Annotated in this window: 11 protein-coding genes and 1 pseudogene; 11 read left to right on the top strand and 1 reads right to left on the bottom strand. The window is 32.6% G+C overall.

The window, feature by feature from the left end; genetic code table 11:
- The 10 genes from ACSVDA_RS16875 to ACSVDA_RS16830 all read left to right on the top strand — a co-directional run.
- A partial coding sequence (locus tag ACSVDA_RS16875; protein WP_485884575.1) for an RNA-guided endonuclease TnpB family protein occupies positions 1-993 on the top strand: 993 nt, incomplete at its 5' end.
- A gap of 422 nt (positions 994-1,415) precedes the next feature.
- A complete protein-coding gene (locus tag ACSVDA_RS16870; RefSeq protein ID WP_485884574.1) occupies positions 1,416-1,781 on the top strand; it encodes a VOC family protein in 366 nt (121 codons plus the stop codon).
- A 275-nt stretch (positions 1,782-2,056) separates the two neighbouring features.
- A complete protein-coding gene (locus ACSVDA_RS16865; protein WP_485884573.1) occupies positions 2,057-2,470 on the top strand; it encodes a GNAT family N-acetyltransferase in 414 nt (137 codons plus the stop codon).
- Between the two features lie 371 nt (positions 2,471-2,841).
- The gene (locus ACSVDA_RS16860; RefSeq protein WP_485884572.1) at positions 2,842-3,186 is read left to right on the top strand and encodes a cell division protein FtsK; all 345 of its coding nucleotides are present in this window, start codon (positions 2,842-2,844) and stop codon (positions 3,184-3,186) included.
- A gap of 1,172 nt (positions 3,187-4,358) precedes the next feature.
- Positions 4,359-5,051 carry a GNAT family N-acetyltransferase gene (locus ACSVDA_RS16855; protein ID WP_485884571.1) on the top strand — a complete coding sequence of 231 codons (693 nt, stop codon included), beginning with the start codon at positions 4,359-4,361 and terminating at the stop codon, positions 5,049-5,051.
- A gap of 79 nt (positions 5,052-5,130) precedes the next feature.
- Entirely contained in the window at positions 5,131-5,253 is a 123-nt protein-coding gene (locus tag ACSVDA_RS16850) for a hypothetical protein (protein WP_485884570.1), read from the top strand.
- A gap of 268 nt (positions 5,254-5,521) precedes the next feature.
- Positions 5,522-6,166: an ArsR/SmtB family transcription factor gene (locus ACSVDA_RS16845; protein WP_485884577.1), complete on the top strand. Its 645-nt coding sequence runs from the start codon at positions 5,522-5,524 to the stop codon at positions 6,164-6,166.
- Positions 6,167-6,401: 235 nt separating this feature from the next.
- Positions 6,402-7,703 carry an MFS transporter gene (locus ACSVDA_RS16840; protein WP_485884569.1) on the top strand — a complete coding sequence of 434 codons (1,302 nt, stop codon included), beginning with the start codon at positions 6,402-6,404 and terminating at the stop codon, positions 7,701-7,703.
- 923 nt (positions 7,704-8,626) lie between these two features.
- A complete protein-coding gene (locus ACSVDA_RS16835; RefSeq protein WP_485884568.1) occupies positions 8,627-9,082 on the top strand; it encodes a GNAT family N-acetyltransferase in 456 nt (151 codons plus the stop codon).
- A gap of 186 nt (positions 9,083-9,268) precedes the next feature.
- Positions 9,269-10,087, top strand: a complete 819-nt coding sequence (locus ACSVDA_RS16830; RefSeq protein ID WP_485884567.1) for an alpha/beta fold hydrolase — start codon at positions 9,269-9,271, stop codon at positions 10,085-10,087.
- A 290-nt stretch (positions 10,088-10,377) separates the two neighbouring features.
- Here ACSVDA_RS16830 and ACSVDA_RS16825 read toward each other — a convergent pair.
- A pseudogene (locus ACSVDA_RS16825) lies at positions 10,378-10,560 on the bottom strand (helix-turn-helix domain-containing protein); the annotation flags it as partial.
- 699 nt (positions 10,561-11,259) lie between these two features.
- Between ACSVDA_RS16825 and ACSVDA_RS16820 the strand changes: the two are divergent.
- A complete protein-coding gene (locus ACSVDA_RS16820) occupies positions 11,260-12,486 on the top strand; it encodes a multidrug effflux MFS transporter (protein WP_485884566.1) in 1,227 nt (408 codons plus the stop codon).
- Positions 12,487-13,625: the final 1,139 nt, after the last annotated feature.

Genomic DNA, 13,625 nt, shown 5'->3' with positions numbered 1-13,625 from the left:
AAACCACCTCGATTGCAGTTGGAACACAAAGAGTTCCCTGTGTTTTATCGTGGTAATATGTTCGAAAGAACATCCGATAACACTGCTCAAATCAAGATTTTCCATCAAAATGATTGGGTATGGATAGATGTAGAATTCAAAGAGCAGGATTTACATAAACGTGGCGTTTGGGAGTGGAAAGAATCTAGTCCTAAGCTTGTTAAGGTTGGGAAAAAGTACTTTCTCAATTTTACATACGAACACAAAGTAACATTAACTAAAACAAAATTAAAAGACCAAAAGATTTGTGCCATAGACCTTGGAATCATAAACTCTGCGGTTTGTTCAGTTATGGATTCAACCGGAACTGTCTTGGCTCGAAAGTTTATTAACCAGCCAAAAGAAAAAGACCGATTGTATACAATGACGAACAAATTACGCAAAGCACAAGCGATTTCCGGCTGGATATCTGCTCAGAACTTTTGGCGTAGAATCAATGGGATTCAAAAACACATTGTAAATAATACTTCTTACGAGATCGTGAAGTTCGCTCGCGAGAATAATTGCGATGTAATTGTCTTTGAGTACCTGGATAAAATGAAAACCCCTAAGGGATACTACGGTGCAAAGAAACTTCGTTTCAAGCTCCATTATTGGAGAAAAAAAGGGATTCAAAACAAAGTCACTCAAATGGCTCTCTACCTCGGAATGCGTATTTCTAGAATTAACGCTTGGAATACAAGTGCCTTAGCTTTTGATGGTTCAGGAGAAGTAGAGAGAAATCCTAAAAAAGACCTTGCCACGTTCTCGACGGGCAAAGTTTATCATGCGGATTTATCAGCTTCTTACAATATCGGAGCTAGATATTTTATTCGAGGAATCCAAAAATCCATTCCTGAAAAGAAATGGTTGTCCCTTCAGGCAAAAGTTCCTGAATTGGCAAAAAGAACAGAACAAAACTTGTCTTCATTAATTAGTTTTAACTTGGCATTAGAGTCACCGAAGGTGGCTTAATAGCTTGTTTTGTACTCTATTTAAGACAAGGGATGCTCCATCAAATTGTGTAACAATTAGTTGGAGAGGTTCACAGGTATTAAATTACGAAAACCAGGGATTTTCATCGTTTATTTTGTGGAAGTTTGCTGGATCTGCAAAATGGTTACATTATCTAGCTTAGCAATCGTTGTTTTCTTATTTTTATTTTTTATTTCAGTATATAAAGTAATCCAAGCTACTGCATGGAAATGATATTTTGTTTAGTAATTATTAACTGAATTGAAGCCTAATTTCTTTATTTGATATTAAGAAATTAGGCTTTTTTATATTATCATCTCAATTAGAACATACATTTTTTTATTTTAATTACGACATAAATTGTCGTTGTTGGATGGTACATTATTTTTATAAGTAAAATATACCATTTAGGGGGAGAATTTATGTTTAAGAAATTAGAATGTGTTGCAATTTATACAGATGATATTCAAAAATCTATTAATTTTTATCTTTCTTTAGGATTAAAACAAAACTGGAAGGTAGAAAGAAAGTTAGATAACGGAGGAACGTGGACAATCATAGGGTTGAAATTCCCAGAAGAAAATAGTTCAGAGCTTGTTTTACAAAATGATCCAAATATCAATGTCACAGATGTTGAAATTCTAGTAGATGACGTCAATATAACTTATCAAGAACTTAGTAAAAATACAGAGATAACATGGGTTAAAAAACCGTTTTCAACTGAGTCTGGTCATGTTGCTGTAATGGAATCACCTGATAAAAATGTATTTGTGCTAGTTGGAAAATAAGAGGTTGCGATTATTGTGATGAAGCTATATAGAAATGTAAATAGAGACAACATATTATTAGTTTTTCAGTTCTTTTAGCTAGGCTCTTTTCGTGAAATTTATATCTATTGTTCCTAAACTAGAAACTAAAGATGTTATTTTACCCAACAGTCACCTTTTTATGAAGAACCGATTCCAAAAAAATCTAGTTTTTTTCATGGTTATTTATTAAGACGAAAAAACAATCTAATTGAAAGCAGCCTTTCGAAAAGATACACAATTAAGGAGGAAAAACGGTGAAGGTAGCCTTAGCAGATATAACAGAAACACCAAAAATCGTGTCATTCTTCAAAAGAAATTTATGTCGCAATAATAGTGGTATTTATTCTGAAGAATTTTTTTGCCCTCTAGGAATTCAAGCAGCCATATGGAGAAAGCAGATGATTGTGGCTATAGTAGATAATCAAATAGTAGGCGCTTTTCGATTTTACAGAAAAAAAACATCCAATAGCATTTCGTTATATCAATTTGCTATAAATGGAGATTTTCGGGGGCAAGGGTTGTTGAAGAAGATGTTACGAACTATCAATGATTTACCAATCTATGCATTATGCCCTATCGACTCAAAATTTAATGAATATTATTTTAAGTCAGGTTGGCATCTACAAGAACAAAATACTAATTTTAAAGTTTGGGTATTTAAAGACTAAAAACCTTTAGTTTTAGTTAATGACTATGTTCTGTCTAAGTACCCTAAAGGCTCAAAATACATAATTAGATCTAAAACAACATTTTGGACACAAAAAAAGTTAAGTGATATTTCAATTGTTGAATTTTGGGTTTTAAGTTGTGCTAGTTTCAAATAATACCTCTATGCACATGTCTATTAATGTTCGGGCTGGTGCGTTTATCTAAAACGTGCCTTTTTATGTAGTACTTAAGTTAAACTAACACAGTGTGTTATTAAAGTAATGAAGGTTTGGGAATGTGAAATTTTAACATATAATATATCATTAATTTGCTATATAATGGTTTGTAATTTAATGTTAATGTAATGAGGGAAGAAATTGGAGGTGAAATTTTGAGTAACTTCAAAAGAATCATTGTATTACTTAATACATTAAAACAAAAAATCTATAAGTATGAGGATGAGGGGCTATCAAGTACTGAAAAAGCCTCTATTGTAAAAATTAAAAGGACAAACCCCTACGGATTAATAGTGATGACCTTAGGAGGCATTTCTTTTGCCTTCGGATATAAATTGCTAGTTTTTCCTATTATAACGCTTATATTCGGTATTATTGCTTATGGTACTTTTGAAAAGGAAAGTGAAGATAATCCTTGGACTTTTTATATAGGGTTAATATTTGCTCTAATAGGTTTGTATATGTATCTGCGAGGGTTTGATCATAAACTCATAGTATAAAAACATACTGTGTTGACCAATTTCTTTCTTTAATAGATCTAGGAATCCTTTATCATTTGAGGACTATGTAATGAACACAATCAAATGATAATGGATATTAATATTATTATCCTACGGCAATGGTTTAAGAGATTTACTTGGAATGTAACTTTTCAACAGTCAATATATTTTATAATAACGTAACTCCTTCGTAGTTCTATGAGTATATTTGACCACTTTATTTGTGTCGTTTTTAAAGCTCTATTCGTAAACTTTTTAACTATCGTTCCTATGCTAGAAGATAAAGGCGACATGAAATGTATTTGCATACGTGTTTTTTTAACGTACTAAATACAACAATCTATGCGAAATCAGCCTAAATTAATGTGAATGGAAGATTTTTTACAGTGGATTGAAATATAAAATTTCTATTATTGACTACGTTTTCTCAAAAATATCATGTTTGTAATGGGGTAAGATACTATGTTTCCAGCTAAGGCAAAGAAAATCATCACCCAGAGCCCGCCTATACCCTTATTTATATAGACTCCATCTGGATAAAAATATGAAAATATTAAAAATGAAGATTGGGTAACACTTCCTATTAAAAAAACAAAATATCCTAATAGTACTCGTTTTCAATCCACTGCAACGAGATGTTTTTTTCTGAAAAAATACAAAATAAAAAATAACATCGAATTCATAAATATTAAAGTAAATATGTAATTATAAATTAACTCCATAACACACCTCTATACTTATAACTTTCTTTGTAATGTTATCACAGAACTGGAGAAATGCATTGTAGTAAATAATTGAAAGAGCCCATCATTATTTATTACTAAGGCAAATTGAAGGTAAATCAAAGTAATTATATTTATTAAGTATTTAAGTAGCTATGTGCAAATATTTAATTCTCTAGCAAGGAAAATTACAAGTGTTCCTCCAACTTATTCTTTGACTAGTAAGGAACCAATAAAGAATTCTATCGTTATTCAATTATACTTTAGATGAAAAGCCCAATCTTTCATAAACATATATTGAAGGATCAGGCTTTTTCATTTTGTGTTCTGTTATATATCTTATCTAAATATATGTTCTTAAAATCCATGTCTTTAATACGCTAGATTATGGAACAAGGAATAAATAATCTAGTGGTATAATTATGGGATTATTAAATGAAGGAGTTTGTTATGACGATAAAGTGGGTTGAAATTACAGAGGAGAATTTTGTAGAATTCGAGACGATTTTGGAGCTATATAACCAAGCATTTCCTATCGAAGTGAGAGAACCACAGCATATTTTTCAAAGCAGTTTACAATATGCTAAGGAAAGAAGACCGAACAATTATCACTTCTTAGTTGGGATGAAAGAAAATCAATTTGTTTCATTTGCAACAGGACACTATTTTGTAGACGGAAATTCAGGGTTCATTGTATATATTGTAACTAACCCTCTTATTCAAAGTAAAGGAATAGGCTCAAAAACACTAGAGAAATTAGAAGGTTTACTAAATAAAGATGCTATTTCAGCAGGGAATTCATCACTAAGCACTATTTTCTTAGAAACAGAAACACAAGAAATGGTACACACTGAAGAAGAAAAGGAAGATTGTATCAAAAGAAACAGATTCTTTGCTAAAAATGACTATGAAAAGTATGAAGAAATTGTGTATCAACAGCCATCTTTACATGATGAGGTGGGAGATCTACCACTAAACCTTTTTATTAAGAATGTAGGCATTAATAAGCAAAGTAAAGGAGATATAAAAAAAGCCATTAGAACCATTTATAAAGAAAAGTATTTTCTTGTTAATGGCATTGATAAAAGGGTCCTTAACAACTGTCTTAAAAAGATGGGACTAGAAAGCGGAGATTTACTTTAACAAACTTTTTCAGTAATTTGAAGCATACTGAAAAAGATATGTGTCTTTTTCGTTAAGATTGATTGTGGAGCATAGGTAGATGATTTACGGCTCACATAATACTTTGGGTCTTGACCGTCAAATGTTAGGTGAAGGAAAAAGTGCAATTAAGTTACTAAGAGAAGAAAAGAAAATCACACTCGGTACAGGAGCCAACTGGTAAAGTGGTAATGACACAATACGTATTACATCAATTACAGCTGTCGTCAAATCGAAGCACCCCTTTTCAACACTTGTTATATTAAAGGTATGGGACGGTAGATTGGTTGATTCGCTGACTTATGAGACAAAAATGCATATCTTGATATCTCAATAAAAATAAAAAAAGTAAGTATTTTATTGAAAGCAAATTAATTTACAAAGATCAAGTTTACAATTATAATTCAACTATTCAATTAATCTATTGAATAGTTGAAAGGAGATTATTCATGCTGAATGAACGTAATTTAAAAGACATGTTATATCAAGAATATGCAAGGATTGGGAAAAGTTTATCTAGCCCTAAACGATTGGAAATTCTTGACCTGTTATCTCATGGCCCTAAGTCTGTGGATGCTTTAGCAAAGTGTACAACAATGTCTGTTGCTAATGTATCCCAGCACTTGAAAACTCTGTATAATTCAAAGCTAGTTAAGTTTAAGAAGGAAGGAAACTTCGTTATTTATGAACTAGCTGATGAAGTAATTTCGAATTTTTTAAAATCATTACATGCATTATCAGAAAAGCAATATATGCAAGTACAACAAATTAAAGAAGAGTTTTTAAATAATCAACTTGATATAGAAGGAATAACTCTTATAGAGCTTAAAGACCGAATGGACAAAGGTGAGGTTTTACTGTTGGATGTAAGACCGAAGGAAGAGTATGAAAAGGCTCATATCCCAGGAGCAGTTTCTTGTCCTATCGAAGAATTGGAAGCTAAACTTGCATCTTTGCCTGCCAATAGTAATGTAGTTGCTTATTGCAGGGGACCTTATTGTTTAATGTCGGCAAAAGCAGTAGAAATCCTTAAGGCAAAAGGTATTAATGCATTTCGATTGGAAGATAGTGTTAGAGAATGGGAGCAATTTGTTTAAAAATGAAATAAACGCTCATTTTGGAGGCAAAAGAAACTAAGAAAGCATGGATAGATTCTATATGTGCTAATGCTGAAATAATTCAAGTCATAAAGAAATACCTTTCTTATGGGTGAAGTTGCTGAAAATAAATAAACATCTTTATGTGTACAATCTCTTAAATAGGACATTTGAAGGTTTAAAGAATGGGATGGCATTATCAATTTAATGACTAAATACAAGAAGGTGATAATGGGTGTTAAGCAAAGAACAAGATTCGATTGAGAGCTATATAAATTCACCAGAAAAACTTAAAATATTATATAAACGAGTGTTGTTTGTTGTGAGTTTATCACAAATATTTGGAGGGGCAGGGCTTGCGGCGGGGATTACGGTAGGTGCTCTTTTGGCCCAACAAATGCTCGGAACGGATGCGTATGCTGGAGTTCCTTCAGCCCTAATTACTATAGGTTCAGCAGGAGCAGCTTTAATCGTAGGGAGACTCTCTCAGCGATATGGACGTCGTACAGGTCTATCGACAGGTTTTATTGTAGGGGGACTTGGATCAATTGGAGTTGTGATTGCTGCCCTAATGAATAATGTTATTCTTTTATTTGCTTCCCTACTAATTTATGGGGCAGGTACTGCAACAAATTTACAAGCCCGTTATGCAGGGACGGATTTAGCAAACAAAAAACAACGAGCTACTGCAATCAGCACTACAATGGTTATGACAACGTTCGGAGCTGTTGCTGGTCCGAATTTAGTAGAAATCATGGGTGAATTTGCTCTTTTCATTGGTGTTCCAGCCCTTTCAGGTCCTTTTATTTTATCCGCTGCAGCATTTATCTTAGCAGGTCTTGTACTATTTATTATGTTACGGCCTGATCCATTAGAAATTGCAAAAAGGATAGCAGCTTATAAACAAGAGAATGCGCAAGCAAATAATTCGTATTCTCCTAATAAAACCAATAATAAAAGAGGTCTTGCAGTAGGTGCAACGGTTATGGTTCTAACTCAAATTGTAATGATAGCAATTATGACCATGACACCAGTGCATATGAAACATAATGGTCATGGCTTAGCTGCAATCGGCATTGTTATTGGATTTCATATAGGGTCAATGTATTTACCATCACTTATTACAGGGGTACTTGTTGATAAAGTTGGTCGAACAGCAATGAGTATAGCTTCGGGAATTACATTGTTATTCGCGGGATTATTAGCAGCATTCGCGCCAAGTGATTCAATGATTTTATTAGTAATAGCCCTTTCCTTACTTGGTTTGGGGTGGAACTTTGGTTTAATTAGTGGTACTGCTCAAATAGTTGATTCTACTGAGCCATCAACTCGTGCAAAAACACAAGGAACACTTGATGTTTTTATTGCATTAGCAGGAGCTTCTGGCGGTGCTCTTTCGGGTGTGGTAGTGGCTAATACAAGCTTTGTTACATTATCATTGGGTGGAGGATTACTTTCCTTGCTTCTAATACCTGCTGTCATTTGGTCTCGTAGAGGTAAAGTTTTAACAAATTCAATAAATCAAAAATCTGTATAAATAGACTAACCCTTTTCAATATTGTAATACGTAGCGACAACTTAAAGGCACAATTTTTTTTGGATGGAGTTTTTGCCTGTGTGAAGGTTTTTTGATTTAATTTTGATTTAACAGGTAATGAAGATAATCATCTTATAGTTTTAAAGGTGTTTATCAAGCACTTCTTCCAAATTCTTTGTTTATCTTAACTGAATTAATGCTTTAAGTATGGTTAGAAGTATTACTGATGACAGTGCGTTCGATATTTATACTTAAACTAAAATGGATAAAGAAACCATTATAAGTCCTGAAGTTGTAACGATAGATGTAGAAATATATACTTTAGCTTTTACTTTCCGTGAATTGAAAGTGAAGGTTTTGTGATGAAGCTGAATAAGCTTGTTCGAGGGTAATTTTCAAGATAATCAACTAACTTTAAATGATATGAAAATAATGATGATTGTACGGGGAAACTAAGGAGAGAAGTGTTGGTTTTTATTCAAACACTTCTCTTATTTTTGTATGACTAATAAGGGGATAAACCTACAGTAGAAAGGACAGAATCTATAGCAAACATCAATAACATAGAAGGCGAAAAGAGAGAAGTCCCCTAATTTTGTTTAATTTGGTGCACTTTAAGAAGAGATATATTCTTTAAATAGTTTCTTAAACAATAATTAATAGTGTAAGTTTTCGGTGAACCGATTTCAGCTACTTTTTATAGAAAGATTGGTGGTATAGAGAAAGCAAAGGAAATATTAGTAAAGGAGAATATGGTATAATTGTAAAAGTTTAAAAATTCATTCAATAAACTAAGGGATGACTACTAAGAGGTATATTCAAACAAACTCTAATGTTATTATCATCTCTCAAGATAAACGGAGAAGCGCTAAAATTAACAAAGACTGATTGGCTTATCTCCAAATTTGAAAGGGGAATTTCTTTTGAATAATGTTAATGTAAGACTAGAAAAAATAAATTCGGAAAACTGGTATGAGTGCTGTCGCTTAGAAGTATCAAAGGAACAAGAAAAATATATGGAACCAAATGCAATTTCTATAGCTCAATCAAAGTTTGAACCTACATTAAAACCTTACGCGATCTATTTCGAAGAAAAATTAGTAGGTTTCTTAATGTATAATTCTTTAAAAGAAGAACTTGATGGTTATTGGATTTACAGAATAATGATTGATAAGAATTTTCAAGGCAAGGGAATTGGTAAGGAAGCGACTAAGTTAATGATATTAGAGATGGTGAATTTATTGGGTGCAAAAAAAATTATTGTAGGTTATAATCCAGAAAATTCGGGAGCTCATCATTTGTATGCAAATTTGGGATTTGTCGATAATGGCGATAGATTTGGAAAAGAGATGGCTGTTATTAAAAATATAACAGATTAAAAGATACTAAAAGGAAGACAAAGTAGGTTAGAGGAAAATGAGGTCTTTATTGATCTAACTCTGAAGTAGAATTTATATGAACTTTATAATGAGTTACATAAGTTAGTTATTTTTAATTTTTCCAAGATATTATTGTTTACATGATATTAAAGAATATATGTTCATTTTGAAGGAGTGAAGAAAAATATGCCAGAGTTAAAAGTAAAGGGTGTAAAAGTTCATTATCAAGTATACGGAACTGGAAAACCTATTATTGTGATTCATGGCTTTTCTCCAGATATGAGGTTAATGACAGGATGCATGGAACCAGTATTTTTAAAAAGAGAGGGTTACAAAAGAATATATATAGATCTTCCAGGAATGGGGAAAACAAAAGATTATGATGGTGTCAAAAACTCTGATGATATGCTAGATATAGTCATTGAATTTATAGATGAAATAATACCAAATCAGTCTTTTTTAGTTGTGGGAGAATCATATGGAGGCTATTTAGCTAAGGGAATAATTCATAAAAGGAAGAAAAAAGTGGACGGAGCTGCATTTATTTGTCCAGTGATTATACCTGAAATGAGTGAAAGAACTCTCCCTGATCACTCCATAGTTTATAAAGATAATGAATTTTTAGAGCAACTAGATAAAGATGAAAGAGAAGATTTTGATTCGGTGTCAGTCGTACAGGATGAATATAATTTTAATAGATTTAAAAATGAAATACTTACTGGGTGCAATATAGCGGATGGACAATTTTTAGCGAAGATAAAGCAACAATATAGTTTTACTTTTGATGCAAGTCAAGATTTGTATGAACTGCCAAGCGTATTTCTTCTTGGTAGGCAAGATTCGATGGTTGGGTTTAAAGATGCACTCGATTTAATTGATAAATTTCCAAGAGCTACTTTTGCAATTTTAGATAAAGCAGGACATAACTTACAAATTGAACAAAAGGCGGTTTTTGATACACATATAATAGATTGGTTAGCTAGAGTAACAAAGAGGTGTATCTAGTAACTCTTCTTATAATATGCTGATCTGCCTCTGCAATTGAAAGGCACCTTTTGTATCGAATGTTGAATTAGCAAGAATTCAATTAAGAAGGGTTATCATTTAAGACATAATAAATTGAATGGTGGATTATACACGTGGATATATTAATTGAAAAATTAGATGTGACAGATGCGGTCGATTTGTATGAGTTTGAACTTCAAAACAGAGATTTTTTCGAAGAAATGGTGCCGGGTAGAGGTGACGACTGACTATAATTCTGAGGTTTTTAACAGAAGGCATGAAACTTTACTTGAAGAACAAGCTCGAGGGTGTTCATCGTATGTTAAACCTTTTCCAGTCTGTTTGTATGTTTCATTCCATGCAGCTAAAAAATGATTGAACACGAAACGACTACAACCAATGGTTTTAGCAATTAATATTTCTTGTTCTTTAGTGGGGTAGATACGAAATTTAAAGGCTTTGTTGACTAGCATTTGATTCACCTCACTTATCTATTAATTAGGTTAATTATACCATATTAGACGTGAGTTTTGGCTTGCGCCAAACGCCATTCATCCCCCACTTAACCTTCACTTGCTTCGCATTGTTTTGATTTGAAGTGGAGGTCTTCTGTCTGGGGTTGATAAAATATACAGTTTTTAGTATGTATTGCCCTCAGGAGATCAAGTCGAATGGATGGCTGATAAGAAGATTCTCCCATGCTTATTCTTTTAGACTATCTATTACTTTAATATTCTTTGAAACATATGGACCGACTCGTTTTAAAGAGGTACGATAGTTTAGAGGTATTTCGACTTTTAATTTCTTCTTTGTAATTTGTCAGCTACATTTTGTATATAATGAGTTTTAAGAATATATCCATTTTCTGAAAATGTTTAATGTATTATTAAATCTAAGAAAAAGGTTTAAACCTTTTTCTTTTTAGTATGATCAAGTTTAGTAATATCATATTATTCGATGTTTCTTTCTCAACAGTTTGTCAAGTGAAGGCTACAAATACAAAAGTCTGAGGTATTATTTTTTATCTACTAATTGATTTGTATTCAATTCCAAATAATGTGTTTAAGACACTCGGATAATGATTTGTGTATAATTAAGATATAAATAAGTTAGAAGAGAAAAGTTCGAATACTATTACTCTAGTCTAAAGAAAAGGTTGGTTTAATTATGTTATGGGAGAATCATTAAAACATTTCATTGATAGCCGAGTAGGAATCTCTAAATCGAAGAGATTGTGGATGGCTATAATTCTAGGAACATTAGCAGGGTTTGGACCGTTATCGATTGATATGTATTTGCCAGCACTTCCTGATATTGCAAAAGACTTTAACGTAATCCCATCACTAGTTCAACTTAGTCTGACTTTTTTCTTACTTGGTTTAGCATTTGGTCAGCTTTTAGCTGGACCAATTAGTGATGTGCGGGGGCGACGTTTACCATTATTAATTGGCTTATTGACCTATTTTGTTGTTTCCCTTTTATGTGTTTTCAGTCCTTCTATTTGGACATTAATTGTTTTGCGCTTTATTCAAGGGTTGGCAGGTTCAGCGGGTATTGTTATATCAAGGGCAGTTGTTCGGGATTTGTATTCCGGCACAGAACTTACCAAGTTCTATGCATTGCTTGCATTAATCAATGGAATTGCTCCTATTATGGCTCCAGTATTAGGAGCACAGTTATTAAAAATAGTCCCATGGCAAGGTGTATTTATTTTATTAAGTATTATAGGTTTAGTGATGTTTTTTGTCGTCCTATTAGGTTTACCGGAAACCCTTCATGACGATAAGCGGTCAGTTGGGGGAATAAAAAATACCTTTATGACTTTCCGAAATCTTATTTTGGATCGAACCTTCATAGGATTTGCATTAGCTCAAGGGTTTGTCTTCGCTGCTATGTTTGCTTATATATCTGGTTCTCCCTTTGTCGTGCAGAATATTTATGGAGAATCACCACAAATGTTCAGTCTCATCTTTGCAATAAATGGATTGGGTATCATGATTGCTAGTCAGACCACAGGGAAGTTGGCAGGACGAATACATGAGTCAAAGCTTTTTCTTTTTGGGTTAGCTACATCACTATTTGGGGGGATATTGTTATTTGTGTTGATTCTCCTACATGCTAAGTTAATTTTCCTACTAATCCCACTATTTTTTGTTGTATCAAGTGTCGGGATTGTAAGTACATCTGGATTTTCACTAGCTATGCAAAAACAAGGAAAGAATGCAGGAAGTGCAGCAGCTCTATTAGGGGTGATGTCACTAGCTTTAGGTGCATTTGTAGCACCATTAGTTGGGATAGGAGGGGAACACACAGCTATACCAATGGGGATGGTTATCGTAGGTGCAGGTGCAAGCGCGGCACTTTCCTATTTATGTCTTGTCCCTCGAGAGGAAAGGTAATTAAATGCTGATCATGCTGGGTAATCTCCACAAACATGTGACTACGACCAAAATAATCTCTTTTATATGATATTCATTGTAAAAGCCAAATACCTTAAAGTACATGCATGGTTTATTAATAGATACAAAACGTTGATCAAGGTATACTTTGCTATATTCCTTGATCTCGCATCAAATCCTTCAAGTAAAATAAATGCTACATCTAGCAATTAAAAGAATAAAATGGAATTTTCCAGTAAGAGAAAATACTAACAATGCATTTGAATAACTACCAAGAAAAACAGCCCTACACCAATTTGTAGGGCTGTTAACTTATTTGAATATTGATGATACTTTCGAAATCAACTCCACAGATATCTTCTTATTTTTCCTTTATTCTAATATGTTTGTTCAGTGTATATTCTAGAAATGGCTTACTGGGCAATGTGAAAGTAAGTCATGGATACTTGGGGGGCTGGTTCTAACACTTCAACATTTGTGTTATTCGTTACCCCTAATTTCTGTTGATCCAAATCAATTTAACGATATTATCAAGGCTTTAAAAAAATCTTTTTAACTTCAAATATTTATTCTTTAATGATATAGATTTAGCTATCTCTTATTCTTTCAGTCCTATTTTTAGCTTGCAAATCAATCGATTTTTAATTTCTTTTATCTTAATCTAATATCTCTCCGATATTTTCCAATTCTAAAATTGCGTTTAGTCAATTAATCAATAACCTTAAACTCTTTTTTTAAAAAGAATAATAAAAATTGTTTAAAAATGTTAGTAATCTAATGTTAGCTCAAATTATTCATTCTATTCCTTCACAAATTCCTCTTGATTATGGACAAAGACCACCGATGCCTTATTCTTTTATTGATGTACCCTAACGTTTATGGAGGAAGTCAATCAGTTGGTCAAGTTCTTACTTGTGGTTTTATACATACCTCTACTAGACACCACCCAATAAAATAATTAAATGATTTATATAGAACCCTCTTGAAACTGTATTCTTTAATTCGGTTGCTTAATATAGTCATATATTTGGGTAAAACAAAATTCTCAACTTTTCTTTTGGAAAGGCTGAGTGTTTTGTTGTTAGTGAGTTTTCTGTGAGGGTTTATTGTTAGTATATATCAATAGTGCAGTAATAGGT

The sequence above is a fragment of the Cytobacillus sp. Hm23 genome (genome assembly GCF_051842895.1).
GTDB lineage: Bacteria > Bacillota > Bacilli > Bacillales > SM2101 > Nanhaiella.
This window is presented reverse-complemented; position numbering and strand designations above follow the sequence as displayed.

What these genes read in the sequence shown, in the direction of transcription:
- ACSVDA_RS16870 (WP_485884574.1), top strand. Translation starts at nt 1,416, where the DNA reads ATGTTTAAGAAATTAGAATGTGTTGCAATTTATACAGATGATATTCAA.
- ACSVDA_RS16830 (WP_485884567.1), top strand. Translation starts at nt 9,269, where the DNA reads ATGCCAGAGTTAAAAGTAAAGGGTGTAAAAGTTCATTATCAAGTATAC.
- ACSVDA_RS16850 (WP_485884570.1), top strand. Translation starts at nt 5,131, where the DNA reads ATGATTTACGGCTCACATAATACTTTGGGTCTTGACCGTCAAATGTTA.
- ACSVDA_RS16820 (WP_485884566.1), top strand. Translation starts at nt 11,260, where the DNA reads ATGGGAGAATCATTAAAACATTTCATTGATAGCCGAGTAGGAATCTCT.
- ACSVDA_RS16855 (WP_485884571.1), top strand. Translation starts at nt 4,359, where the DNA reads ATGACGATAAAGTGGGTTGAAATTACAGAGGAGAATTTTGTAGAATTC.